Origin of the sequence: Bradyrhizobium sp. 149 (assembly GCF_023073915.1) — a bacterium.
Taxonomy (GTDB): Bacteria; Pseudomonadota; Alphaproteobacteria; order Rhizobiales; family Xanthobacteraceae; genus Bradyrhizobium.
Window position 1 is genome coordinate 1 of the sequence record NZ_JADPKK010000009.1, and the last position, 24605, is coordinate 24605.

A 24605-nucleotide genomic window follows, 5' to 3' on the forward strand; every position below is an offset into this window, starting at 1 on the left:
GTTGTTGATGTAGTATTTCTGCGGGTCGCTCATGGACTCGCCGACGAGGCTAGCCGCCGCGAAATGCATCACCGCCGCGATGTTGTGGTCGGCGAAAGCATGCGCCAGCGCTGCGCCGTCGAGCAGGTCGCCGGTAATCAGCGGGCCGGCGACGAAGCCGCGATGACCGGTCGACAGATTGTCATAAACGACGGGCCGATAACCGGCGGCAGCCAGGGCGCGGCAGGCATGCGAGCCGATATAGCCCGCGCCTCCCGTAACGAGGACAGTGGGTCGGTCGGTCATGTCGTTGTCTACTCAGCGATTGAAGGGCCGGTTGCGACTGAACAGCAGATAGATTGCGCGCGGGTTGGTGGTCAAATAGCGCCAGAACAGGCGGCGGGGTTCGAGCAAGGTGCGCCAGGCCCACTCCAGCCCGATCTTCTGCATCCATTGCGGCGCGCGGGAGCGGCTACCCGACAAAAAGTTGAACAGGCCGCCGGATGTCTTGATGACGCCGACATTGGTCAGCAGCGGCGTGAATTCCTCGACGAATGCCTGCTCGGAGGGCACGCCGAGCGCGACCCACAGATAATCCGGCGCGAGCGCGTTGATCTCTTCGACTTTCGCGCGCAGGGCCTCGCCGCGCAGATAGCCATGGCTGTGCCCGACGATCTTCAGGTTCGGATAGAGGTTGCGGACATTCTCGACCGCTGCGGCGTTCTCGTCTTCGCTGGCGCCAAACATGTAGAAGGTGCGGCCGACCGCTTCAGCCTTGCGTGCAACGACGTGAAACAAGTCCGTCGTGGCGACGCGCTCGGGCAGCGGAAACCAGGATTGCAGCCTGGAGACCGCGACCAGCGGCTGGCCATCGGCGTTGATGAGGTCGGCGCCGCGGAACAGGCGTTCGGTCTCCGGTTCGGTCGAGCACCGCGCCAGCACCTCGCCATTCGCCGAGGTCAGGTGCAGCGGACGCCCGATGCGATGGCGCGGATCCGTTGCCTCGATCATGAAATCGGCGGTTGCTTCCAGGTCGAGCGCGGCCATGCGAAGGCCACCGACGGTGATCCGCGGCACGTCCGCGGTTGCGGCCCGGCCCTCCAGATTGATGCGGCGCTCAAGCATATTGTCTGCCTCGCTGGCGCGCTTGGGCCGTAGGGGTGAGTTCGTCGAGCACGACGCCGACGAGCTTCCGCTCGGCGCGGCCGAGCGTGTTCAGGATCTCTTCCAGGCCGTCGTTGATGTCGAAGCTGGTCGGCAGCACCGCCACCAGCGCATCGGCATCGTCGAGCAGCTTACGGCTGTCGGCCGTGACTGGAGCCGCGGGGCCGTCGAGGATCACGAGGTCATAGCCGCCGGCGGAGCGCGCCTGCTCGACGGCCTTACGGATGGCGTCAGTGGCCTTGCCGGCGTCGCCTTCGGCGGCCGGCAACACCGAGATGCCGTTGAGTGTCTTGATCTCGCGCGCGGCCTTGCTTCCGATCGAGAGCCAGCCGAGCTTGCTGGGTTCGCTCTTGCCAGGACGGTCGAGCTTGTTCGAAAGCGAGTGCGCCTGATGGTCGGCATCGATCATCAGCACGCGGGCGCCGTCGCGCGCGGCCGCGAGCGCGAAATTCAGCGCGGTCACGCTGCGCCCGGTGGTCTCACTGGCGCCGACCAGCGCGATGACCGGCATCGTCTTGCCGCCGGCGCGCCGCGCCACCGCGGCGCGCATGTCGCGCCAGGCGTTGAGCAGCGTCGTCAGCGGAAAGCCGGGGCGCAGCGTCGGCCAGCCCAGCCGGGTGAGGTCGACGCCACCGCCGGTGGCGAGAATGGCACCGAGCGTGTGGATGACGTCGGCCTCCTGGAGGCGGGCGATCAGCGGCTTTTCGATCGAGGGCATTTCGGCCATCGAAGGTTGCAGCGGTGGGGCGGCAAGTTCCGGCAGAGCCTCCGCGACTTCCGGGGTCCGGGAAACTTGCAGAGGCCGCGCAGTCTCCGGAGCCCGCGAAGGCTCTGGAGCTCGTGGAGCTTGTGGCAACGGAGTGCGATTGGGACGGGCTGGCGCGGGTGCCGGCGCGGACGCACCGGCGAACAGCAGTTCGGCCCCGACGAACCAACTCGAAGCAGCGATCGCGCCGAAGATGAAGCCGATCATGGCGAACAGGCTCATCGCCGGCGGGAACGAGCGCCGCTGCGGCACCGTCGCTTCGCCGATGATTCGGGCCGCCGAGGTGTTCAGCGTCTCCTGCTCCTCGGTCTCGCGCGAGCGCTTGAGGAAGGATTGATAGACGTCACGGCTGGCATCGGCTTCGCGTTCGAGTTCGCGCAGGCGCACGGCGGCCTGGCTGAGCTGGACGCTCTGCCGCTTCTGCGCCTCCAGCGCCCGACTGAGCGAGCCTTCAAAGTCGCGGGCGCGCGTCAAATCGTTCTTGGCGGACTGGGCGAAGCGATCGATCTCTTCGTTGATGGTGCGCTTGAGATCCTCGACCTGCTTCTCGGTCTGGCGCAGCGCCGGATGGCGCGGGCCGAGCTCGCCGGCCTGCTCCGCATATTTCTTGCGCGCGTCGGCATATTGCGCGCGCAAGTTCGCGATAGTCGGCGATTGCAGCGCCTCGGAGTTCGCGCCCGCATCTGCCGCGGTGCGTCGGCTCGCTTCGATCTGGTCGAGGCGCGCCTGCGCATCCATCGTCGCCGCTCGGGCGGCAGAAAGCCGCTGGTTGCTGGCGGAAAGCTGCTGGTCGCTGATCAGCGCGTCCTGGGTGCCGACGAAATTGTTCTGGGCCTTGTAGGTCGCAAGCACCGTCTCGGCGTTGCGCAGCCGCTCGCGCAGCTCCTTCAGGCGGCCGGAGAGATCGTTGGTGGCGCGCCGCGCGGCCGAAGCCTGTGAGTTGCGGGATTCCGCGAGGTAGGCGCTGGTCAGCGTATTGGCGAGCATCGCGGCCTTGGCCGGATCGATCGACCAGACCTCGATGTCGACGATGAAGCTCTTCTCGGTCTTTCGGATCGTGATGTGCCGGTTCAGCGCCTCGAGGGCCGCGAGCTGCACTTCCTTCTTCTCCGTGGCGGAGGGCGCGCCGGGCTGAAGGCCGATCAGGCCGAGTAGCGACGACATCAGGCTCTTGCCATCACCGCCGCCGCCGAATTCGGGATCCTTGACCAGATCAGCCTGCTGGATCACCTGGAGCAGCACGCTGTTGGAGGTGATCAGGCGCGCCTGGCTCTCGACCACCATCGACATGCCGGAGACGTCCTGCGCGCGGGGCGTTAGCTCGCGATCGACGAGCTGAAGCTCGCGGGGGTCGACATAGAGCTGGGCGGTGGCGGTGTAGCGGGGCGTGAGGCTCTTGCCCACGGCGACGGCAAGCGTCGCACCGAGCAGCGCGGCAGCGGCAATCGCGATCTTCCGCCGCCAGAGTAAATTGACGAGCTCCAGCACGTTGAAGCCGGCCTGAGGCCGCTGCTGCGGGGCCTCCGGTCTGGCTCGATCTATCGGCTGGTTATAGTCAAGCATGATCCCCAGCTTTCATTCCAACTGTCGCGTGCTGAGGGGTTACTCTTCGCTCTACGCCACGCACCTCAGATATAGGTGCCCACTCAACGCAACAGGGAAAATTAACCATACTCATTGAGGGACTATTCACCGAAATGGCAAACAAAGCGTTTAAGCGCATGCCACTCTTCGATGCGTCTCCCTGACGCGTGCGATGGCGGCGTCCTTCAGAGATTAACAGTTCGTTACGACGTGCGGCGTGGCTGCGAGGCTTCGCTCGTGTTGCGATCGGCAGCGCGCGCGACATGGCCGTCAATTTTTCCGCAGGATGACATGATAGTCACCGCGGCGGACGTCGGTCCCGCGCGGAAGCACGGCGTTCAGCACGGCTGCGCCGGCATCGACCAAGGCTGCGAACAGCGGCTTGCGCCGGCGCATCTCGGGATAGCGCGGGCTCTCGACCTCCCGCCGGTAGATCATCTCGAGGCCGTTGGCGGCGGCGAACGCTTCGAGCCTCGGCAGTGACACCAGGGGATGGAAGAAGGTCGGGAACGGCGGCTCGCCCGGCAAGCCGGCATCCTTGATGCCGCGAACGTGCCGGTAGAACCAGACGTGGAACCAGTGCGGCGAGTATTTGGTGACGACCCCGGACAGCGAGCGCGGATTGGGCGCGCCGATCAGGATCATCCCGCCGCGCTTGAGTGCATCGCGGAAGTTCAGCAGTGCGGCGTCGACGTTGGGAAGATGTTCGATCACGTTGTAGCAGATCACCAGATCGAAGGTTTCGCGCCCGAAGCGGTAGGTCTGGACGTCGCCGAGGATCGCTTCGTCCGCGTAGCTGTTGTTGCGGACCTGGTCCTCGTCGATGTCGACGACGGTGACCCTGCTGCGGCTCAGCAATTCCGGTGGCAGAACGCTGCACGAGCCGCCGCCGGCTTCGTAGGTGGCGAGTTGCCCCTGCGGCAGTTCGCGGCGCAGTACGTCGTGGACGGCGAGCAGACTGTCGCGCGCTTCACCGGGGACGAGATCGTGCAGCGCCTGAGTGTGGGGAATGTCCGCGGGAATCTGGATCGGCATGGCTGTCGCGAAATCGATCGTGGCTGGCTTGTTCATTGTTTCTGACCGCGCTTGTTCGACTCAAATTACAGGAAAAATCTCGTGTGCCCGTAGAGCTAATCCGGTGCCGCGGGGCTTCACCCGTCGCGGTGCTTACGGCCGGGTTAATGAACATGTGCGTTAACTAAGGTATCCGCCGTGGCGACCGCGATCGGAACGGTGGAGTGCGAATTGCAGTATCACGCGCACAAGGTTTCGCAGCAGAAACACACGAAAGCGGTTAAGCGTATGGTGTTGCACCGGGACGGCCAGAGATCGGCGGCGTGCCGCCGTCGCGATCCTCGGGCCGGCCGTTCATTTTGGGACGTGCCTGTCCCGGCGATGTGCCGTGGCGGGACGGCGCCGATCCGCAGGGTCGAAGCAGGGCTTTTTCAATCTATCTCGGACATCTAGAGCGTCATGACCTTGATCCCGACAGACCTGTCCGCCGCGCTTATCTCGGATGCCGTGCGCGATCCGGCCCGGGAGATCGCGGCGAGCTCCCGAATTATCGACCTGTCGGTTGGTATCGTCGTCTGCATCCCCTGCTTCCGCCGCCCACAACACCTGCGGCTGACGCTGGACTCGCTTGCCAGCCAGCGCACCCCGCGCTCCTTCGCGGTCGTCATGGTCGAGAACGACGCGGTACGGCGGGAAAGCGCACCGGTGGCCGCGGAGTATCTCGTCGATGGCAGGCTTCAGGGGGTCTGCCTGGTTGAGACAAGGCAAGGCAACGTCCAGGCGATCAACGCCGCTTTCGAGACGGCGCTGGCGCTGTTTCCCGCCGCGACCCGCTTCCTGATGATCGACGACGACGAGATCGCTTCGCCCGATTGGCTCGAACTGATGGTTCGCACCGCAGAGGCGACCGGCGCCGACGTCGTCGGTGGGCCGGTGCTGCCGCTCTTTGACGACGACAGCAAGCCCTGGCTTTCGCGTCATCCCGTTTTCTGTCCCGCCTATGATTACAGCGGGGCGGTGCCGCTGATCTATGGCTGCGGCAATTGCCTGATCACGCGTGCGGCGTTCGAGAGGTTCGCCCGTCCCGCCTTCGACCCGCGCTTCAACTTCCTCGGGGGCGGCGACTGCGATTTCTTCGTGCGATGTCGCGATGCCGACATGACGTTCCACTGGACGGCGGAGGCAGTCATTACCGAAACGGTGCCGCAAAGCCGCACCAGCTTCGGCTGGATCGTGAAGCGGGGCCTGCGCATCGGCGCGATCAACTATCGTGTGCAGTCCAAGGCCGCGCAGGGCGCCGCGGCGCGAGTGTGGGTGTTTGCGCAGACGTTCGTGCGGTTGCCGCTGTCGCTGGTGCGCGCGGCCGGTCTGCTGAAATCGTCGAAGGCCGTCGTCGCGATGCATCCCGTGATGGTCGCGCTCGGCTCGGTGCTCGCCGCGTTCGGCATCGAGCCGAAACCCTATAAGGCCTCGAAAATCGCGTCCTGACGTCGAGGTGGCGGACTAAATACCAAAGCGGGCGAGGGCGACCCTGACCGCGGAACGGGGCAGCGATTTGAGCGAGCGGCGCCCGACCATCGCGAGATAGGCGAAAGCCTGGCGATATCTGCCGAAGCGGACCGCTTGCATCGCCGAATACGTGACGAGATGAACCTCGGCGGCTTGGCGCAGCCCGGCCGCCATGCCCGCGGGCAGTCGCGCCACGATCAGCCCGTCGTCGAACACCCGCGCGATCGCCGGAAAGAAATCCTGCGGCGTCCGCACCGCGGCGTTCATTGTGTTGGCCGTGTGCAGGCGGTAGTCGAGCAGAAGGTTGGGCGCAAACTCGAATTCGCCGATCGCGGCAAGACGGCACCAGCAGTGCCAGTCCTCGCAATATCGGAGCGAGACGTCGAAGCCGCCGATGGCGCGGAAAGCCTCTGCACGCGCCAGCGCGATGCCGCCATTGACGATGAAGTTGCCGGCCGCGAGCCGCGCCAGCACGTCGCCCGAGGGTTTGCGGCGTCCTTTCAGCAGATCCCGACGGCCGATCTGCTGTCCCTCGCTGTCGATCGTGTTGTAGTCGCCGTAGACGAGGACCGCTCGCGGCGCACCCCGCGCAGCCGCCAGCAGCGCCGCGACCGCGCCGGGCCGCAGGCGATCGTCGGCATCGAGGAAGAGCAGCCATTGGCTGCTCGCATGCTGCGCGCCGAGATTGCGGGCTGCCGATACGCCGGCGGCGCCGTTGGTCATCAGGCGCAGTCGCGGATCACGAATGGCGCGGACGATGGCGGTGGTGTCGTCTGTCGAGCCGTCGTCCACGACGATCACTTCGCTGACCTCGGCTTGCGCCAGTGCGCTGGCGAGGGTTTCGCCGACATAGGCCGCAGCGTTCTTGGCCGGAATGACGACGGACACCGATGTGGTTGAGCCGACCTGCAGCGCCAGGCGCGCCGCCGGAGCGACGCGCGATGTGGCCGGCAAATCGAGAATTTCTTCCGCGGTGATCAAGCTAAGGCTCGCCTTTAAGGGTCTGTTAACCAGGGCGCGTCTGCCGAATTGGGATGCGATCGATCGCAGCCCTGGTCGTAGGAATGATACTCGTATTGGAAAAAAATCGTCGCCGCGAACACCGGCGCAGCGTCGGTTTCGTAGATTAGCGTTAAGCCGCCGGCATTAAGCCTGTGGCAAATTTGGAAGAGTGCGACAGCCGGTGCCATGCGAGAATGCGCACCGGACTGCCGCGGATGGACCAAGTGCCCGCAAAGACATTCGACTACGATCCCGACGACATGGTCCTCAACCTGTTCTACGAGGACAAGGACGATCGCTGGTTTCCCGGCGACCGGCATCTGCGGCGCATGGCGCGCCGCATGCTGCTCGGCGAGCCGCGCATGAGCGGGCAGCTCCGCGTGTTCCTCAATCTCTGTACGGGGCTCGATCGGCTCGGCATCCGCTATCGCGTCAACGACTATGGCTACATCGCTCAGCATCCGGGCGAACTCGCCTGCATCATCGGCCGCACCTTCCTGCTCGACAAGTTTGCGTGGAAAAATCCGATCCTGCTCGGCGTCGCCGCCCACAATCATCCGCTCGACGATCCCGACCTGTTCAAGCGCCTGCCGGTCAAGAAGGTCGTGGTGCCCGGCCCGTGGTACGCCGACATGTATCGGCCGCATTGGCCCGACACGGAAGCCTGGCCGGTCGGTATCGACACGGATCTCTGGGCGCCGTCGCCGCCGTCGCAAAAGACCGTCGACGTCCTGATTTACGACAAGGTCCACTGGGACCGCGAGCGCTACGCACCGGAGCTGATCGAGCCCGTCCGCGCCCGGCTCACCAGGGAGGGCCGCTCGTTCACGGAGCTGCGTTACGGCAGCTACAAGGAGGAAGACTATCAGGCCGCTCTGGCGCAATCACGTGCGATGATCTTCCTGTGCCAGAACGAGAGCCAGGGCATCGCCTATCAGCAGGCCTTGTCCTGCGGCGTGCCGGTGCTCGCTTGGGATCCCGGCGGCCCCTGGCGGGACCCCGACTATTATCCGCATCGCGTCCAGTTCGCGCCGGTGTCGTCGGTGCCGTACTGGGACGATCGTTGCGGCGCCAAGTTCATCGACATCGCGGGCTTCGAGGCGGGTTGGAACGATTTCTGGGCCGGGTGCGCCGCCGATACGTTCGATCCGCGCGGCTTCGTGCTCGACAATCTCACGCTGGAACAGCGCGCACTTCAATATTACGAGATCGCGCGGAGCATCGTGCGGCAGCAGGCGGTGCCGCAGAGCTCCGGCGGACTGGTTGACGGATGCTTAACAGGGACCGGCTAAGACTTGGAGCTTCCTCCGGCTTCACCAACAGCCCCGAGCCATGGATCGCAGCGCCACTGACATCACCGACGTCGAGGCCCGATCGTTCGGCTACGTCCTGCGCGATGGGCTTGCGGGGGTCAACGCCGTCGGGGCGGCCCGCTGCCTCGTCGCGGTCGCAGCCCTGCTCCTTGTGCTGGTGACGCTCGATCCGTTTCCGGACCTGCGCAGCGAGGATGTCACCACTATCGTCGGCGGGCGCATGGCGCTCACCTATGTCTCATGGGGCCTGCTGGCCGCGGTCGCGGTCCTGTTCGTCGCCGCAACGGATGCGCCTGCGCTGAAGACCTTGGTGACGCCGCTGCATCTTTGTTTGGTCGGCTGGCTGTTGATGAACATCGTCTTCTCCGAGAACCGCGGAATCTCGATGCAGCGCTTCGTGCTCGCAGCCAGCGTGATGTCGCTCGCGGTGCTGTTGCCGTTGCTGCCGCCGACGCAGCGCAGCTTCAACTTGTGCCTCGGCGGCGCCGCGCTCGTCCTGCTTACGCTCTGCTATCTCGGCGTCTTCCTCGCGCCGCAATATTCGATCCACACCGCACTCGACGTCACCGAGCCGCAGCTGGCCGGCGACTGGCGCGGCAGCTTCGGCCACAAGAACATCGCTTCGCCCGTGATGACCATCCTGGTCTATGTCGGCGTTTACCTGTCCGCTGTCGGCTCGTTCGTGATGGGCCCGGCGATCGCCGCGCTGGCCGGAATGTTTCTGATCTTCACCGGCGGCAAGACGTCGTCGGTGCTGTGCCTTGCGATCTACGCGCTCGCGTCCCTGGTCTGGGTCACGCCAAGCCTGTGGCTGAAGCGAATCATCTGCTTCGTGCCGCTGATCATGATGAACCTGCTGACGGTCGGCAGCGTCTTGAGCCCGGCGCTCGGAGCGATGACGCGGCTGCTTCCGCTCGATCCCACCTTCACCGGCCGTTCCGCCATCTGGGAGTTCGCGCTCGCAGCCGTCGCCGAGAAGCCGATCATCGGTCACGGCTATGCCGCCTTCTGGGACGATGTGACCGCGCGGCAGACCGCCCAGGGCGCCGAATGGGCGACGAGCGCGGCGCACAGCCACAACAGCTATCTCGACCTCGCGGTCACCATCGGCCTGCCGGGGCTGGTGCTGGTGATCCTCGTCTTCGTGCTCGCGCCGCTCGGCAATTTCCAGTCGGCCCGGACTCACAACCACAGCGGTGCGTTGGCAAAGCTGTTCCTGACCGTGTGGCTGTTCGGCCTGTACTACGGGGCCACCGAGACCTTCCTGCTCGAACGGCAGAACCCGATCTGGTTCATGTTCGCTGTCGCCGCCGCCGGCCTGCACTTCCTGGCTAGGTTCCAGTGCGTCGCGCAAATGGAACCGGAACCCTGACGGCGTATCGCAGGCGGCTCAGTGGCATCGGCTTAACGATAAGCAGTGACGCAACTTGTGGTCTGCGACAAAACATAATCTATCAGGAAACACTCAGTAATCGTATGTCCCGCGGATGACGTTCCTCAGTGTCGAGCAACCAGATGGTCTTGTGTTCAGCACGTCGGGAATCGCGATCGATTTCGTGCGTGACTGGCAGCAGGCCGCATCGCGCCTGAGCGCAGGCCATCGCACTGCATTCCAGCATAGTTACTGGCTCAGCGCCTGGTACGAAGCGTTTCACGACCTCGCGCCGCTGATTGCAGTGATCTCCGATGCCGCGACCGGCAGGGACATCGCGGTGGTGCCGATGATCAGCCATCTCAGGCGCGGCATCCGCGTCGTCGAATTCGCCGATTGCGGCGTCTCCGACAACAACGCGCCGGTCCTGGCGCTCGATGCCGTATTGGACGCGGCAGCGACGGATGCGATCGGCAAGGCGCTGATCGACGCATTGCGCGCATTGCCGGATCGTTTCGATCTGCTGCGCCTGAAGAAGATGCCGACCCATATCGCCGGCAATCCGAACCCGCTGGTGTCGCTCGGCCGGATCGGATCCTGCTCGCTCAACGGCAACCTCGTGCTGACGGGCGACGACTATGAGGACTACCAGGCCTCGATCAAGCGCATGCAGATGCCGCGCTGCTGGCGCGTCTTCAGCCGTCACGCCGGCGCGCGATTCGAGATCGCCACCGATGTCGCGCGTGTGCGCGAGCTGCTGGACGTGATGGATGTCCAGCAGCAGGCACGCATGCGAAAGCTCGGTTCGCGCTTCGTCCTCAACGACCAAGCCCATGCGCAATTCTATCGCGCGGTCGCCCGTCAGGGTGTCGCGGACGGTTACGCCGTCATCTCGGCGCTGGTGTGCGACGAGGCCGTCGTCGCCACCACGCTCGGCGTCAGGTTTGGTGCGACCTATTTTCTCTTGCGCATCAGCCACGCCGGAGATTCATGGTCGAGCTGCTCGCCGGGACTGCTCGTGACCGAGCGTACCATGGCGGCGCTGCATGCAGAGGGCGTGCGCCGTTTCGACCTCAGCATCGGCAACCAGGACTACAAGCGCCGCTTCGGTGCCGAACCGGTGCCGCTGACCGATGTCAGCGTTGCGCTGTCCTGGCGCGGCATGCCCTTCGCGTGGCGTGACCACGCCGCGCAGGGCCTGCGCCGTCACCCCAAGCTCGCCGCTCTCGCGGCGCGGGCCATGGGCAAGGGGACGCGCTGACGCCGCCTCCTCGCATCAGCCGTGCCGCTAGCCGTGCAGTTTCCTGGCGGTCTCCGCGATCTGGCGGCCCTGATAACGCGCGCCGGCGAGCTCGTTGGCGCTGGGCTGGCGGCTGCCGTCGCCACCGGTGATCGTGGTGGCGCCATACGGCGAACCGCCTGTGACTTCATCGAGCTTCATCTGGCCGGCGAAGCCGTAGTTCAGGCCGACCACGGTCATACCGAAATGGAGGAGGTTGGTGATGATCGAGAACAGCGTCGTCTCTTGGCCGCCGTGCTGGGTCGCGCTCGACGTGAAGGCGCCGCCGACCTTTCCGTGCAACGCGCCCTTGGCCCAGAGCCCGCCGGCCTGGTCGAGGAAGTTCGCCAGCTGCGATGCCATCCGGCCGAAGCGAGTGCCAGTGCCGACGATGATCGCGTCGTAGTTCGCGAGGTCCTCGATCGTCGCGACGGGTGCGGCCTGATCGACCTTGTAATGGGAGGCCTTGGCGACCTCGGCCGGCACCAGATCGGGCACGCGCTTGATGTCGACGGTAGCGCCGGCTTCGCGCGCGCCTTCGGCAACGGCATTGGCCATCGCTTCGATGTGGCCATAGGCGGAATAATACAGGACGAGAACTTTGGTCATGATGGTCTCCGTCGAATGATGAGTTGAGTTATTCTGTGAGATTGGCGCTTACGCCGCGTCGACGAGCACGAGCTCGGTGTCTTCCAGCGCGGTGATCTTCAGCCTCTCCTCGTCGCGAATCGCGGCGCCATCGCGGGCATTGACGCGCACGCCGTTGACCTCGACCGAGCCCGCCGCGGGCACGAGGTAGAGGTGCCGCGACTTTTGCGGCAGGTACTCCGCGCTCTCGCCCGCCTTCAGTGTGGTGGCGAGCACCCGCGCATCGGCGCGGATCGGCAGCGCGTCGGTATCATCCTCGAAGCCGCTCGCGATGGTGACGAGCTTGCCCGAGCGGTCCCCTTTCGGAAACGGCTTGGAGCCCCAGGTCGGCTGTCCCCCACGCGCGGTCGGCTCGATCCAGATCTGGAAGATGCGTGTCTTGGTCGGCTCGAGATTGTACTCGGAGTGGCGGATGCCGCTGCCGGCGCTCATCACCTGCACGTCGCCCGCCTCGGTGCGGCCTTCGTTGCCGAGGCTGTCCTGATGGGTGATCGCGCCCTCGCGCACATAGGTGATGATTTCCATGTTGGCGTGCGGATGTGCGGGAAAGCCGGTGTTCGGCGCGATCTCGTCGTCGTTCCACACCCGCAAGGCGCCGTGACCCATGTTGTTGGCGTCATAATGGCTCGCGAAGGAGAAATGATGCTTGGCGTTGAGCCAGCCGTGATCGGCGCCGCCGAGCTTTGCAAAGGGTCTGAGTTCGATCATCTGCGCCATTCCTTATGTTGGACGAGTGGCGCCTGGATCAGGCGCCGAAACCGCCGTCGACGTTGAGCACCGTGCCGGTGACGAAGGAGGCCTCCGGGCTTGCGAGGAAGACGATGCCGGCCGCGACTTCCTCGGGGCGGCCGAAGCGCTGCAGCGCGTGCTGCTTGCGCTGGGTCTCGGCGAACTCGCCGCCGTCCTTCGGATTCATGTCGGTGTCAATCGAGCCGGGCTGCACCACGTTCACGGTGATGCCGCGCGGGCCGAGGTCGCGCGCCGCGCCCTTGGTGTAGCCGACCACGGCCGCCTTGGTGGCGACGTAGTCGGCAAGGCCCGGGAACGAGGCGCGGTCGGCAAGCATCGAACCAACAGTGACGATGCGGCCGCCTTCACCCATCAACTGCGAGGCGGCGCGGATCGCCGCGATCACGCCATGCACGTTGGTGGCATCCTGTCGGGCGAGCGCTTCCGTGTCGGCATTGGCATCGTCGATCGCGCCGCCGCTCGCGACGCCGGCATTGTTGACGAGGATGTCGAGATGGCCAAACTCCTTGGCGACATCGTTGACGAGCTGCGTCACGTCCTTCGCCGAGGCCTGGTCCGCCTTGAAGGCGCGCGCCTTGACGCCCTTGGCCTTCAGCTCGGTGACGACCGCTTCTGCCTTTTCGGGAGAAGCGACGTAGCTGATGGCGACATCCGCACCTTCATCGGCGAGGGCGCGGGCAGAGGCCGCGCCGATACCGCGGGAGCCGCCGGTGACGAGGGCAACCTTGCCTGAGAGTTTCTTGGTCATTGGATTTCTCCATTCCTGAATTTCTGATGACCCTTGGATAAGCTTCCGCTTGTGGTATAGAAATAGAAACTGTTGAAACACATTGTTTCCGTTAACAGCCCAATTGGATCCGCTGTCATGGCCAAACTCCCGGATTTCGAGGCGCTCGCAATCTTCGCAAAAGTCGTGGAATTACGGTCGTTTGCAGGGGCCGCGGGGGAGCTCGCGATGTCCAAGGCGACGGTGTCCAAGGCAGTCACGCGCCTCGAAGAGCGGCTCGGCGCCCGGCTGTTCAACCGCACCTCGCGCCGGCTCGCGCTGACCGATGCCGGGCATAAGCTGGCCGAGCGTGCGACGCGCCTGCTGTCCGATGGCGAGGCGGCGGAGAACGAGGCGCTGGCGCAGTCGGTGGCGCCGCGGGGCCTGGTGCGGCTCGCGGTGCCCATGACGTTCGGGATCAAGGCGGTGGCGCCGCTGCTGCCGGAGTTCTTCGAGGCCTATCCGGAGGTCTCGGTCGATCTGCACTTGAGCGATGCGACCATCGATTTGATCGGTGAGGGCTTTGACATGGCGGTCCGGATCGCGCGGTTGCCGGACTCTTCGCTGATCGCGCGGCGGCTCTTTACCATGCCGCGTTTCACGGTGGCGGCACCGTCCTATCTTAGGCAACATGGGCGGCCGACGCATCCGATGCATCTGGCCGAGCACAAATGCTTCAGCTACGCCTATCTCTCGACGCCCAATGTCTGGCACTACACCAACTCGGCCGGCGAGCAGGCCAGCGTGCGCCCGGGCGGACAGCTTCGCGTCAACAACGGCGAAGCGGTGATGCCGGCCCTGATCGCCGGCCTCGGCATCGCTGAACTACCAGAGTTCATCGTCGGTGAGGCGATTTCCTCCGGCGAGGTCGAAGTGATCCTGAAGGACTGGAAGCAGGCAGAAGGCGCCGTGCATCTGGTGACGCCGCCCGGCGGCCCGCGCCCTGCCCGCGTCGAGGCACTCGGCGATTTTCTCGCGGCGAAGCTGCCGGGGACGTGCAAGCGGCGGACGCGCGGAAAGGCTAAGCCGTCGTAGAGCGAGCGGCTTCAACACCCTCGTCATTGCGAGCGCCGCGAAGCAATCCAGACTCCCTCTGCGGCGACACTCTGGATTGCTTCGCTGCGCTCGCAAGATGACGGAGTCTGAACTACGACACCTTCACGCCATCCTTCGCGACCATTCGCAAGCTCGGCTTCAACGTCTCTTCCAGTTGCGACTTCAATTCATGAACACGCGGGTCGCTCGAGCGCCTCGCGCAAACTGCGTATTGGTGAACGGATTGCGCCAAGGCGCGTCGCGCTTCCGGCGTCCGCGTCATTTCGGGCTTTGAAAGCCGCATCACGATCGCCGCGAGATTCACCAGCATCTCGTCCAACGCCACGTCGATGGTCCGAAGTCTATTCATCGCTCCACTCCCTGGGACGCAACGATGGGTCCAGGGGGACGTTCCTGACCGGGCGGAACATGGATAATGCTTCGTAAATCCCGCCGCGCGGCTTGTTCTTGCGGACGGCCACGCTAGGCTGGCAGCGAAACAAGAAAAACAGGGGGAAAGCTGCCATGGACCGACGCGACGTCCTGCGCGCCGCTGCCGCATTGCCGTTGTTGCCTGCGTTGTCGAGCCCGGCTTTCGCGCAAGCCTATCCCGCTCGCAACGTCACCATGATCGTGCCGTTTCCAGCTGGCGGCCAGGCGGATCTCGCAGCGCGCCCTGTCGCACAGGCGCTGGAGCGAATCCTCGGCAAGACGGTCATCGTTGACAACCGCGCCGGGGGCGGCGGTGGATCCGTCGGCAATGCCGCGGCGGCGCGCGCCGAGCCCGACGGCTACACGCTGCTGATGACGCTGTCCTCGCTTGCCGTGCTGCCCGAGGCCGATCGGCTGTTCGACCGTCCGGTCGCCTACGAGCTCTCGCAGTTCATGCCGATAGCGCGGGTGCTGGCCGATCCCACCCTGCTGGCGGTGCCGGCCTCGGCGCCCTGGAAGACGGCGCAGGATTTCGTCGAGGACGCCAGGAAGCGCCCGGGCCAGATCACCTACGGCTCGTCCGGGCCTTATGGCACGCTGCACGTGGCGATGGAGATGCTCGCAAACAGCGCCGGCATCAAGCTGCTGCACGTGCCATTCCGCGGCGCCGGTCCCGCGCTGACTGCGATCCTCAGCGGCACCGTGCAGGCGATCGCCGCGGCACCCGGCACGCTGAAGCCGCAGGTCGACGACGGCAAGCTGCGCGTGCTCGGCAATTGCGGTGCGCGGCGCATCGCGAGCTTCCCCGATGTGCCGACCTTCCAGGAGCTAGGCTACAAGGACGTCGAGATGTACATCTGGGCCGGCCTGTTCGCGCAGAGCACGCTTCCGGCCCCGATAGCGACCCGGCTGCGCGAAGCGATGGCGCAGGTGATGACGAGCCCGGACGTGCTCAAGGCATTCGAGACGTCGGGCAGTCTGGTCGCCTATCAGGACGCGCCGGCATTCGCCGAGTTCATTGCCACCGACAGCGCGCGGCTGATCGCGGCGGTCAAGAAGATCGGCAAGGTGGAGTAGGTTCCAAACACCGCTTTCACAATTTTTTGTTGGTCCAGAACCTCCCCACGTCTCATTGATTGAAGACAGTTCGAGAGACTGAAGAAGGATCGGGACATGCGGACAGAGCGGATTGTGCTGGGTGTAGCGCTCGCGATCGGCGGCATCGTCGCACAGAGTGCTGCGTCCGCCGAAGAATATCGCGGAACCATGGAACAGCAGATGGCCTGTACGCCCGACGTGTGGCGGCTATGCAGTGACCAAATCCCCGACGTGAGCCGCATCACGGCCTGCTTGCGGCAGAACACACCCCAGCTTTCCAGCGGTTGCCGCGCGGTGTTCCAGTCCAACAACCAGATGCAGCCGCAGCAGCAGGTCCCGAACAATCGCGTCGCGCCGGTGCCGCGATACAACAACGCGCCGCCGCCTCCTCCTCAGGCGCAACCGCGTCGCTATGACTATAGCGACGATTAGGCTCTGACGAGCGCATGATCCGGAGTGACCGTGGTAGGCGCGACGAGGCGGTCGTCCCGTCCAGTTCAGCGCTCTGTCCTGCTGTCTGATTCAGGCCGGTGTCCAAGCGCCATGCGCAAGACCACACTGAAGAGAATGGCTGCGACTGGCCAATGGAACCAGATCTTATGGCCAGTGAAAAGATTGATCATGATCAGGAAGGCCGACACCGTGAGGGCTGCTGCAACGGGGCGGGGCAGCTTTGCAAGCCAATCCGACACGACATTCATCGCGGAAGATGGCTCGCGCCTGTCGTCCAGCCGCGGAGCACGTGCTCTCTCTGAGAGAGTTGTGCTGCCCTCGATCGGGGATCTCCCTGGCCCGGCGGCCTGTCCGCCCAAGGTCAGGCGATAGCTGGTCAGGGGAGCAATGTTCTTCATAGGGCGCTGGCCGAGACAGTCGAACCCAACAGACAGTTTGTTGTGCACCTGATCGTAGACGGAGCTCGAGATCACGACGCCGCCGGGTTCAGCGAGCTCTTGCAGGCGCGATGCGATATTGACCCCGTCGCCATAGATGTCGGAGCCGTCCACCATCACATCGCCGAGATTGATGCCGATGCGAAACCGCATGGGGTTCGCCTGAGGTGCGTCCGAGTCCTGACCGGAGATTTCCTGCTGAATCTCGACCGCGCATTGCACGGCCTCGACGACGCTGGCGAACTCGGCAATCACGGCATCGCCCCAGGTGTTCACGATGCGGCCGTCATGGCGCTCGACCAATCGCGCAATGGCCGTGCGGTATCGGCGGAGCGCCTCCAACGTTCCGGTCTCGTCCGCTTCCATGAGACGGGAATAGCCGTACACGTCAGCGCACAGCACGGTGGTCAGTCGTCGTTTCACCTTGTCGTCGGTCATGGTCGCTAGGCTACCCTGCCTGACCGGCAAATGCATCAGGCATCCCGCAGGTGCCTTATGGCCTGACCTCGCAGACATCGACCCATTCAGCCGCGGTGAGTTCGGCCATCCTGTCGGGCGTGATGCGCACTGCGCTGTGGGTCGAGCCCGCGGCCGGCACGACCACGTCGAACGCCTTCAGAGACACATCGCAATAGACCGGCAGCGGCGACTTCAGTCCGAAAGGGCAGACGCCGCCGACCTCGTGGCCGGTGATCTCCGCGACCTCTTCCAGTCCCAGCATCTTCGGCTTGCCGCCGAACGCAGCCTTCACCTTCTTGTTGTCCATGCGCGAAGTGCCGGCGGCGACGATCAGGATCACGCGCTCGCCGATCCGCAACGACAGCGTCTTGGCGATGCGTCCGGGCTCGACGCCATAGGCCTCGGCGGCCAGCGGCACGGTCGCGGAGCTGATCGGTGATTCGATAACGGTGATGTCAGGGGCTTTTTCAGCGAAGAAATCGCGAACGGATCGAAGGCTCATTCCAAACGGCTCATTGCGGGCTTATGGGCGGGCGGCGATGCCGGGGAGCTCGGATAGGGCACGGACGCGGTGATCCGGCGCGAAGCCGAGTTCGTCCATCTGGGAGCGGATCGCCTTGAACATCGTCAGCGGTGCCACGAGTTCGTTCTCGACGCAAGCCAGCGCCATCGCTTCGGGCATCACCCGTTCGATCCAGGCAACGTTCAGTCCGAACGCCTTTGCGCCCGCGACATCCCAGGGATTGGAGGAGACGAACAGCACCTCGTCCGGCGCCGTGCCGAGCACCTCGCCGATCAGCTCATAGGCCTCCTGGCTCGGCTTGAAGATCTTCTTCGCGTCGACGCTGATCGTGGCGTCGAGCAGGGCGTCGAGGCCGGAGTTGCGCACGAGCGCATTCAGCATGTCCGGACTGCCGTTGGAGAGGATGGCGAGTTTTCGCGGTTTCAGAGCCGTGAGCGCGGCCGTCGCATCCGGATAGAGATCGAGATGCAGGTATTTTTCAATGACGCGCTCGAATGCCTCGTTCTCGTAGGCGAGCCCAAGCACGCGCAGCGTATAGGCAAGCGAGTCGCGCGTGACGGCTGCAAAGTCCTGGTAGCGCCGCATCAGCGAGCGCAACCAGGTGTATTCGAGCTGCTTGATCCGCCAGATCTGCGTGATGATCTCGCCGTAACCCGGAAACGCATCCTCGGTGGTCTCCGCGACCGACTGGATGTCGTAGAGCGTTCCGTAGGCGTCGAAGACGACGGCTTTGATCGTCACGCTGACCTCTTGGTTATATCCCCAGCAGCTTACGCGCGTTGGCCTTCAGCACCTTCGGCCGGATCTCGTCGCGGATGTCGATCTTGGCGAAATCCGACAGCCAGCGGTCCGGCGTGATCACCGGCCAGTCCGAGCCGAACAGCATCTTGTCCTGCAGAATGGAGTTGATGTAGCGGACGAGGATCGGCGGGAAATATTTCGGCGACCAGCCGGACAGGTCGATATAGACGTTCGGCTTGTGGGTCGCGACCGACAGCGCCTCTTCCTGCCAGGGGAAGGAGGGGTGGGCGAGGATGATCTTGAGGTCGGGGAAGTCAGCCGCGACGTCGTCCATGTACATCGGGTTGGAATATTTCAGCCGCATGCCCATGCCGCCGGGCATGCCCGAGCCGACGCCGGTCTGGCCGGTGTGGAACAGCGCGATCGCGCCGCCATTGTTGATCTCTTCATAGAGCGGATAGGCCATGCGGTCGTTGGCGTAGAAACCCTGCATGGTTGGGTGGAATTTGAAGCCGCGCACCCCGTATTCCTCGATCAGCTTGCGCGCCTCGCGCACCCCGAGCTTGCCCTTGTGCGGGTCGATCGAGACGAAGGGAATCAGGACGTCGAGATGGTCGGAGGCGATCTCCAGCATCTCCTCATTCTTGTAGCGGCGGAAGCCGGTCTCGCGCTCGGCGTCGACCGGAAAGATCACCGCGGCGATGTTCTTGGAGCGATAGTAGGCCGCGGTCTCGGGCACGGTCGGCGGATGCTTGTGCGGCGACTTGAAATAGTCGGCCATCTGCGCCTGAAAATCGTCATAGCCGTCGTCGAGATGGGTGCCGCAGGGCTCCTCGGCATGGGTGTGGATGTCGATGGCGACGACGTCGTCGATATTGGGCAGCTTCAACTTCGGCATTGGTTTCCTCCCGACGGGTTGTCGAATTGATTATATGATATAACGAACTTGGCAAGGCGTTGTGGGACAAGGCGTCGTCGGAGGTGCAGATTGGGACCGATCCGGCCGCTTCTACTGTGCATGGGGTTGTTTTCAAGAATTTGCTGGGTGGCAGCGGGGCAGTTAACATTGACATCCGGTCCTCCCATGCCTTAAGAACCGCCCCGTCCCGGGCGGTCGGTCCGCCAGCGGGAAAAATCTCATTTTGCCTCATTCGCGCGTGCCGAAACGGTAGTGCCGAACACGGCCTTTCGAACGTTCAGGATTCTGCCATGAAGGTCCGTAACTCGCTGAAATCGCTGCGCGGTCGCCATCGCGCCAACCGCCTGGTCCGCCGCAAGGGCCGGGTCTATGTGATCAACAAGGTGCAGCGCCGCTTCAAGGCTCGCCAAGGCTAATCTCAGCCAAGGCTGATCTGGCGGCTGATATTGCCGGACGCCCGCGCGCGCCCCCGCAAGACCACGGTTTCACACGAGTTTGACGCCGCCCTGCTTTGCAAGGGCGGCTTTGCGCGTTTACACTTCGACCATGGCAGTGAGATTCCTCTTCGCGCGCACCCTATGTCTGGCTCTTGTGCTGGGAGCCACTGGCCTTGCTCCGGCGCTCGCCCAGCAGATTGATCCGCCGGCCCCGCCCGGCAAGCAGAAGAAGCTTCCGGAAGCGCCGGCCAAACTGCCCAAGGTCGATCGTACCAAGAATCTCGATTTCCTGTTCGGCGCGCTGAAAGCTGCGCCCGACGAAGTCAGCGCCAAGCATGTCGAGGCGCGGATCTGGGCGATCTGGATCCAGACGCCGAGCGACACTGCGGCGCTGTTGATGGCGCGGGCCAAGACCGCGGTCGACGCCAAGAAGATCGAGGTTGCGATCAAGCTGCTGGATTCGGTCATCAAGCTCAGGCCCGACTACATCGAAGCCTGGAATCGTCGCGCGACGCTCTACTACATGCAGAACGATTATGGCCGCTCGCTCGCCGACATTCGCGAGGTGCTGATCCGCGAGCCCCGCCATTTCGGCGCGCTCGCAGGCCTCGGCATGATCATGCAGGAGGTCGGCGACGAAAAGCGCGCGCTCGAGGCCTACCGCAAGGCGCTCGCCGTCAATCCGCACCTGGAGAAGATCCCCGACCAGGTCAAGGCGCTGACCGAGAAGGTCGAAGGCCGCGATATTTAGCGGACAAGTCGATCATTGATCGAGCGAATGCGGCGCAGGCGGATTAACCACGATGACACGCGGCGCGTTAGAAGGGGTAGGGGTGGCGCCGCTGCAGGCCTACTTTCATGGCGGGAGCACAGCCATGAAGCGTTTGATCTTTGCAGGTATATTGCTGCTCGCGTCGGGCACGGTGAGCCTCGCCGACGGGCTGTTCTGGGTGGTCGGCAACCGCGCCACCGGGAAATGCAACATCGTGACCAGCAATCCCGTGATCATCGGCGACGTCTGGTTCGGTGACGGCCCCTACAAATCGAAGGCCGATGCCAAGCTTGCCCGTTCGACGATCCGCGCCTGTCCCGCACCCACGCCTGACGAAGAAAAGGACGAGGACGGGACAAACTAGGTCGAAGCGACCTAATGCAAAACGCTGCCTTCGCGCTCGGCGAGGCCGTGATCGACTGCTGCGGCGTAGGCCTTTGCAAGCTCCGTCTCGAGATGCTCGTTGATCAGCAGCAGCGCGCGCACGGCACCGCGCAGGTCGCCGTTGCAGCTTGCCACGATCTCGTCGATCGCAGTGTCGTTGGATCTCAAACTCATCGAAATTCTCCGGTTCAAATCAGGATAAATCCTGCCGGCTTCCCGCATCCCCTTGGAGTTGCGAGCAGGATCGGCGCCCACCCGCGTCTAAATGGCGGAACCGACCATGGCGATTATAAGGAAGCCGCGATGACGGCTGCATGAAGCTGTTCCGAAGCTTGCTTGCTGCGAGGAAGGGCATTGATTTTGCTGCTTTTTTCCTTCTGGAATTATGCACATATCCACAGCCCCTCCATTTCAGTGGAGCGCGGCGTCGCCCCGGGCGAAACTGCCGCCCGCACGCCCCGTAACTGCCCTGTGCCCTGGATCGCCCGGATTCCATCCATGATCGTGATGTCTGTCGTGACTGCGCTGGTTCTGCTGGCGCTGGTCACGCAGGCCGGCGTCCTCGCCGTGCAACGCGCCTTTCCACCGCAGGGCCGCATGATCGAAGTCGATGGTGCTGTACTTCACCTCGTCGATATCGGGCCGCGCGATTCGGGCCTGCCGATCGTGATGCTGCACGGCGCGAGCTCCAACCTCGAAGCGATGCGGCGGCCGCTCGGCGACCTCCTCGCCAGGAACCATCGCGTCATCCTGATCGATCGTCCCGGCCATGGCTGGAGCACGCGGGCGCGGCGGCAGGATTCGACGCCCGAGGTCCAGGCGCGGATGATCGATGAGGCGCTCGGCAAGCTCGGAATCGATCGCGCGGTCTTCGTGGTGCATTCCTGGAGCGGCGCGCTCGGCGCCCGGTTGGCACTCGATCATCCCGGCCGCGTCGCGGGCCTTGTGATGCTCGCGCCCGTTACCCATCCGTGGCGCGGCGGCGTCGGCCGCTACAACGAGGTCATCGCAACGCCCGTGATCGGCCCGCTGCTCGCCTACACCATAACCCTGCCGCTGGGGTATTTCCTGAGCGAGCCCGGCGCGCGCAATGTCTTCCTGCCGCAAACGATGCCGGATGGTTTCGTGCAGGACTCCGCGACGCCGCTGCTGCTGCGCCCGCGCGAGTTCATCGCCAATGCCTATGATCTGGTGACGCTGAAGGCGGCGGTTACCGCGCAGGTGGCGCGCTACGGCGAGATATCGGCGCCGGTCACGATCATCGCCGGCGAGCCCGACAAGACAGTGAAGACCAACATCCACGCGCGCCCGTTCGCCGCGACCGTACAGAATTCGAAGCTGATCGTGCTGCCTGATCTCGGCCACATGGTGCAGAACGCGGTGCCGGATCTCGTGAAGACGGAGATCGAGACGATGCTCGGGAAAATCGTCACGGCGCAGGCGGCCGCCGATTAGAGCGTTTCGAGCGAAGCGGATACCGGTTCGCGTGAAGAAAACGCGTCGAAACAACAAGGTGGAGCTTCGGTTCTGATTCCATCAGAACCGAAGCTCCAGCGGCCGCCGCTCACGCGCTTACTGCTTGATCTTGCCGTCCTTGTCGAACTGCGACAAGTAGGTCCAGAGATTGTTGATCTCGGTCTCGTTCTTGATGCCGGCGAACGCCATCTTGGTGCCGGGAATCTTGGCCTTGGGGTCCTTGATATATTCCTTGAAGGTGGCTTCGTCCCAGGTAATGCCGGAATTCTTGTTCGCGTCCGAATAATTGTAGTCCGGCGCGGTGCCGGACTTGCGGCCATTGAGGCCGTTGAGCTCGGGGCCGACCTTGTTCTTGGCGCCTTCGCCGATCGCGTGGCAGGCCAGGCATTTGTTGAACGACGTCTTGCCGGCCGCGGCATCCTGCGCCATCGCGGCGGGTGCGGTGGCAATCGCGGTAAGGATGGTCAGTGCGCCGAAAATCAGTTTTGTCATCGGATGCTCTTCGTCTCTTCCCTGGGAGGTCTGGTCAGTCTCTTGCCTGGTCGGCAATCGTCGGACCTTGCCGTTTTGGCAGGCCTGCTCGGATTGGACAAGCCGCCAAACCATGGCAGGTTTCACGATTTCCTACTTGTCCCAGAGCGAACTCGCGCAAGATCGTCGCTCCGACTTTCGGATGGCCTACCCAAACCACCGCGGACGTGGTTGATTTACCGCGACAAAATCGATCGTGCGGCGTCAGCCGGAAGGATATGCCATGAAGGAAATGTTATGGCCATCATGATGCCTGCGAGCGACCAGGCCGTGCTCGCGCGCCGCGCCGAGATCGTGGCTGCATTGCGCGCGATCGTACCCGGCGAAGGCGTGATCGACAGCGCCGCCGAGATGAGGGCCTATGAATCCGACGGATTGACGGCCTATCGGCAGCCGCCGATGGTCGTGGTGCTGCCCGACACGACCGAGCAGGTTTCGCTCGTCCTGAAATATTGTGCAGGGCGGGGCATCAAGGTGGTGCCGCGTGGGTCCGGCACCTCGCTGTCCGGCGGCGCGCTGCCGCTGGAAGACGGCGTGCTCCTGGGTCTCGGCAAGTTCAAGCGCATCCGCGAGATCGATTTCGACAACCGCGCCGTCGTCACCGAGCCCGGCGTCACCAACCTCGCGATCAGCCAGGCCGTCGCCCATGCCGGGTTCTACTACGCGCCCGATCCGTCCTCGCAGATCGCCTGCTCGATCGGCGGCAATGTCGCGGAGAACTCCGGCGGCGTGCATTGCCTGAAATACGGCATGACCACCAACAACGTGCTCGGCTGCGAGATCGTGCTGATGAGCGGCGAGATTTTGCGCATCGGCGGCAAATCGGCGGAGAACCCCGGCTACGACCTGATGGGCGTCATCACCGGCTCCGAAGGCCTGCTCGGCGTCATCACCGAGATCACGGTGCGCATCCTGCAAAAGCCGGAGACGGCACGCGCGCTGATGGTCGGATTCGCGCAAGTCGAGGCGGCCGGCGAATGCGTGGCGCGCATCATCGGCGCCGGCATCATTCCCGGCGGCATGGAGATGATGGACAAGCCTGCGATCCATGCCGCGGAGGCCTTCGTCCATGCCGGCTATCCGCTCGACGTCGAGGCGCTCCTCATCATCGAGCTCGACGGTCCCAAGATCGAGGTCGACGAGCTGATCACGCGAGTCGAAACGATAGCGAACGCTTGCGGCTCGACGACCTGCCAGATCTCGACCTCGGAGGCCGAGCGCAATCTGTTCTGGGCCGGCCGGAAAGCCGCGTTCCCCGCCGTCGGCCGCATCTCGCCCGACTATCTCTGCATGGACGGCACCATCCCGCGCGGCGCGCTGCCGAAGGCGCTGGCGCGCATCCGCGAGCTATCGGAAAAGTACCAGCTCGGTTGCGCCAACGTGTTCCATGCCGGCGACGGCAATCTGCATCCGCTGATCCTCTACGACGCCAACAAGCCCGGCGAGATCGAGCGCGCCGAAGCCTTCGGCGCCGACATCCTGCGCGCCTGCGTCGAGTTCGGCGGCGTGCTCACCGGCGAGCACGGCGTCGGCATCGAGAAACGCGATCTGATGCCGGAGATGTTTTCCGAGATCGACCTCAACCAGCAGCAGCGCCTGAAATGCGCCTTCGACGCGCAGGGCCTGCTCAACCCCGGAAAAGTGTTTCCGACCCTGCACCGCTGCGCCGAGCTCGGCCGCATGCACGTGCATGCGGGCAAGCTCGCGTTTCCTGACATTCCGCGGTTCTAGCCTCGCCTCGCCGCAACACGCCAAATTTGAT

At 64.3% G+C, this 24605-nt stretch carries 27 protein-coding genes; 12 read left to right on the plus strand and 15 right to left on the minus strand.

Annotated elements, in window-relative coordinates; translation table 11 throughout:
* The 4 genes from IVA88_RS02445 to IVA88_RS02460 all read right to left on the minus strand — a co-directional run.
* Positions 1 to 285 (minus strand): NAD-dependent epimerase/dehydratase family protein (locus IVA88_RS02445; RefSeq protein WP_247495711.1); only part of this gene is annotated, 285 nt, incomplete at its 3' end.
* A gap of 12 nt (positions 286 to 297) precedes the next feature.
* Positions 298 to 1104: a WecB/TagA/CpsF family glycosyltransferase gene (locus IVA88_RS02450; RefSeq protein ID WP_247495712.1), complete on the minus strand. Its 807-nt coding sequence runs from the start codon at positions 1102 to 1104 to the stop codon at positions 298 to 300.
* On the minus strand, positions 1097 to 3472 hold the full coding sequence (locus IVA88_RS02455; protein WP_247495713.1) for an exopolysaccharide transport family protein: 2376 nt from the start codon (positions 3470 to 3472) through the stop codon (positions 1097 to 1099). The genes IVA88_RS02450 and IVA88_RS02455 overlap by 8 nt, the downstream gene beginning before the upstream one ends.
* Before the next feature lie 291 nt (positions 3473 to 3763).
* On the minus strand, positions 3764 to 4564 hold the full coding sequence (locus IVA88_RS02460; protein ID WP_247495714.1) for a methyltransferase: 801 nt from the start codon (positions 4562 to 4564) through the stop codon (positions 3764 to 3766).
* A gap of 402 nt (positions 4565 to 4966) precedes the next feature.
* Here IVA88_RS02460 and IVA88_RS02465 point away from each other — a divergent pair, with 402 nt between their 5' ends.
* Entirely contained in the window at positions 4967 to 5995 is a 1029-nt protein-coding gene (locus tag IVA88_RS02465) for a glycosyltransferase (protein WP_247495715.1), read from the plus strand.
* Positions 5996 to 6010: 15 nt separating this feature from the next.
* Here IVA88_RS02465 and IVA88_RS02470 read toward each other — a convergent pair whose 3' ends face one another.
* On the minus strand, positions 6011 to 6997 hold the full coding sequence (locus IVA88_RS02470) for a glycosyltransferase (RefSeq protein WP_247495716.1): 987 nt from the start codon (positions 6995 to 6997) through the stop codon (positions 6011 to 6013).
* Between the two features lie 245 nt (positions 6998 to 7242).
* Here IVA88_RS02470 and IVA88_RS02475 point away from each other — a divergent pair, with 245 nt between their 5' ends.
* The 3 genes from IVA88_RS02475 to IVA88_RS02485 all read left to right on the plus strand — a co-directional run bounded on the left by IVA88_RS02475 (position 7243) and on the right by IVA88_RS02485 (position 10964).
* Positions 7243 to 8310, plus strand: a complete 1068-nt coding sequence (locus tag IVA88_RS02475) for a glycosyltransferase family 1 protein (RefSeq protein ID WP_247495717.1) — start codon at positions 7243 to 7245, stop codon at positions 8308 to 8310.
* A 40-nt stretch (positions 8311 to 8350) separates the two neighbouring features.
* Positions 8351 to 9703 (plus strand): O-antigen ligase, encoded by a 1353-nt coding sequence (locus tag IVA88_RS02480; RefSeq protein ID WP_247495718.1) that lies wholly within the window; start codon positions 8351 to 8353, stop codon positions 9701 to 9703.
* Positions 9704 to 9818: 115 nt separating this feature from the next.
* The gene (locus tag IVA88_RS02485; RefSeq protein WP_247495719.1) at positions 9819 to 10964 is read left to right on the plus strand and encodes a GNAT family N-acetyltransferase; all 1146 of its coding nucleotides are present in this window, start codon (positions 9819 to 9821) and stop codon (positions 10962 to 10964) included.
* Positions 10965 to 10991: 27 nt separating this feature from the next.
* Here the strand turns inward: IVA88_RS02485 and wrbA are convergent, their stop codons facing one another.
* Genes wrbA through IVA88_RS02500 form a run of 3 tightly spaced genes read right to left on the minus strand, consistent with a single transcriptional unit; the run spans position 10992 to position 13128 of the window.
* Positions 10992 to 11591, minus strand: coding sequence for an NAD(P)H:quinone oxidoreductase (gene wrbA / locus IVA88_RS02490; protein WP_247495720.1), 600 nt, complete (start codon positions 11589 to 11591; stop codon positions 10992 to 10994).
* A 48-nt stretch (positions 11592 to 11639) separates the two neighbouring features.
* Positions 11640 to 12338 carry a pirin family protein gene (locus IVA88_RS02495; RefSeq protein WP_247495721.1) on the minus strand — a complete coding sequence of 233 codons (699 nt, stop codon included), beginning with the start codon at positions 12336 to 12338 and terminating at the stop codon, positions 11640 to 11642.
* A 37-nt stretch (positions 12339 to 12375) separates the two neighbouring features.
* Positions 12376 to 13128, minus strand: a complete 753-nt coding sequence (locus tag IVA88_RS02500; protein WP_247495722.1) for an SDR family oxidoreductase — start codon at positions 13126 to 13128, stop codon at positions 12376 to 12378.
* Positions 13129 to 13245: 117 nt separating this feature from the next.
* Here IVA88_RS02500 and IVA88_RS02505 point away from each other — a divergent pair, with 117 nt between their 5' ends.
* Positions 13246 to 14181 (plus strand): LysR family transcriptional regulator, encoded by a 936-nt coding sequence (locus IVA88_RS02505; RefSeq protein WP_247495723.1) that lies wholly within the window; start codon positions 13246 to 13248, stop codon positions 14179 to 14181.
* Between the two features lie 112 nt (positions 14182 to 14293).
* On the opposite strand, the gene IVA88_RS02510 is transcribed toward IVA88_RS02505, so the two are convergent.
* On the minus strand, positions 14294 to 14551 hold the full coding sequence (locus tag IVA88_RS02510) for a hypothetical protein (RefSeq protein ID WP_247495724.1): 258 nt from the start codon (positions 14549 to 14551) through the stop codon (positions 14294 to 14296).
* Between the two features lie 155 nt (positions 14552 to 14706).
* Here IVA88_RS02510 and IVA88_RS02515 point away from each other — a divergent pair, with 155 nt between their 5' ends.
* Entirely contained in the window at positions 14707 to 15690 is a 984-nt protein-coding gene (locus IVA88_RS02515) for a tripartite tricarboxylate transporter substrate binding protein (protein WP_247495725.1), read from the plus strand.
* Between the two features lie 96 nt (positions 15691 to 15786).
* Positions 15787 to 16143, plus strand: a complete 357-nt coding sequence (locus IVA88_RS02520; protein WP_247495726.1) for a hypothetical protein — start codon at positions 15787 to 15789, stop codon at positions 16141 to 16143.
* Positions 16144 to 16208: 65 nt separating this feature from the next.
* Here the strand turns inward: IVA88_RS02520 and IVA88_RS02525 are convergent, their stop codons facing one another.
* From IVA88_RS02525 to IVA88_RS02540, 4 genes are read right to left on the minus strand one after another with little or no spacing between them, the layout of a single operon-like run.
* Positions 16209 to 17039, minus strand: a complete 831-nt coding sequence (locus IVA88_RS02525) for an adenylate/guanylate cyclase domain-containing protein (RefSeq protein WP_247495727.1) — start codon at positions 17037 to 17039, stop codon at positions 16209 to 16211.
* A 55-nt stretch (positions 17040 to 17094) separates the two neighbouring features.
* Positions 17095 to 17562: a YbaK/EbsC family protein gene (locus IVA88_RS02530; protein WP_247495728.1), complete on the minus strand. Its 468-nt coding sequence runs from the start codon at positions 17560 to 17562 to the stop codon at positions 17095 to 17097.
* Between the two features lie 21 nt (positions 17563 to 17583).
* The gene (locus tag IVA88_RS02535; RefSeq protein ID WP_247495729.1) at positions 17584 to 18324 is read right to left on the minus strand and encodes a haloacid dehalogenase type II; all 741 of its coding nucleotides are present in this window, start codon (positions 18322 to 18324) and stop codon (positions 17584 to 17586) included.
* Between the two features lie 13 nt (positions 18325 to 18337).
* A complete protein-coding gene (locus IVA88_RS02540; RefSeq protein WP_247495730.1) occupies positions 18338 to 19222 on the minus strand; it encodes an amidohydrolase family protein in 885 nt (294 codons plus the stop codon).
* A 311-nt stretch (positions 19223 to 19533) separates the two neighbouring features.
* On the opposite strand from IVA88_RS02540, the gene ykgO reads away from it, so the two are divergent.
* From ykgO to IVA88_RS02555, 3 genes are all read left to right on the plus strand, one after another.
* Positions 19534 to 19659, plus strand: a complete 126-nt coding sequence (ykgO, locus tag IVA88_RS02545; RefSeq protein ID WP_006611362.1) for a type B 50S ribosomal protein L36 — start codon at positions 19534 to 19536, stop codon at positions 19657 to 19659.
* Between the two features lie 130 nt (positions 19660 to 19789).
* On the plus strand, positions 19790 to 20431 hold the full coding sequence (locus IVA88_RS02550) for a tetratricopeptide repeat protein (RefSeq protein WP_247495731.1): 642 nt from the start codon (positions 19790 to 19792) through the stop codon (positions 20429 to 20431).
* A 124-nt stretch (positions 20432 to 20555) separates the two neighbouring features.
* On the plus strand, positions 20556 to 20816 hold the full coding sequence (locus IVA88_RS02555; protein ID WP_247495732.1) for a hypothetical protein: 261 nt from the start codon (positions 20556 to 20558) through the stop codon (positions 20814 to 20816).
* An 11-nt stretch (positions 20817 to 20827) separates the two neighbouring features.
* Here IVA88_RS02555 and IVA88_RS02560 read toward each other — a convergent pair whose 3' ends face one another.
* Positions 20828 to 21010: a hypothetical protein gene (locus IVA88_RS02560; protein ID WP_247495733.1), complete on the minus strand. Its 183-nt coding sequence runs from the start codon at positions 21008 to 21010 to the stop codon at positions 20828 to 20830.
* A 324-nt stretch (positions 21011 to 21334) separates the two neighbouring features.
* Here IVA88_RS02560 and IVA88_RS02565 point away from each other — a divergent pair, with 324 nt between their 5' ends.
* Positions 21335 to 22291, plus strand: a complete 957-nt coding sequence (locus IVA88_RS02565; protein WP_247495734.1) for an alpha/beta hydrolase — start codon at positions 21335 to 21337, stop codon at positions 22289 to 22291.
* Between the two features lie 117 nt (positions 22292 to 22408).
* Here the strand turns inward: IVA88_RS02565 and cycA are convergent, their stop codons facing one another.
* Positions 22409 to 22804: a cytochrome c-550 CycA gene (gene cycA / locus IVA88_RS02570; RefSeq protein WP_247495735.1), complete on the minus strand. Its 396-nt coding sequence runs from the start codon at positions 22802 to 22804 to the stop codon at positions 22409 to 22411.
* A 276-nt stretch (positions 22805 to 23080) separates the two neighbouring features.
* Between cycA and IVA88_RS02575 the strand changes: the two genes are divergently transcribed.
* Positions 23081 to 24574 carry an FAD-linked oxidase C-terminal domain-containing protein gene (locus tag IVA88_RS02575; RefSeq protein WP_247495736.1) on the plus strand — a complete coding sequence of 498 codons (1494 nt, stop codon included), beginning with the start codon at positions 23081 to 23083 and terminating at the stop codon, positions 24572 to 24574.
* Positions 24575 to 24605: the final 31 nt, after the last annotated feature.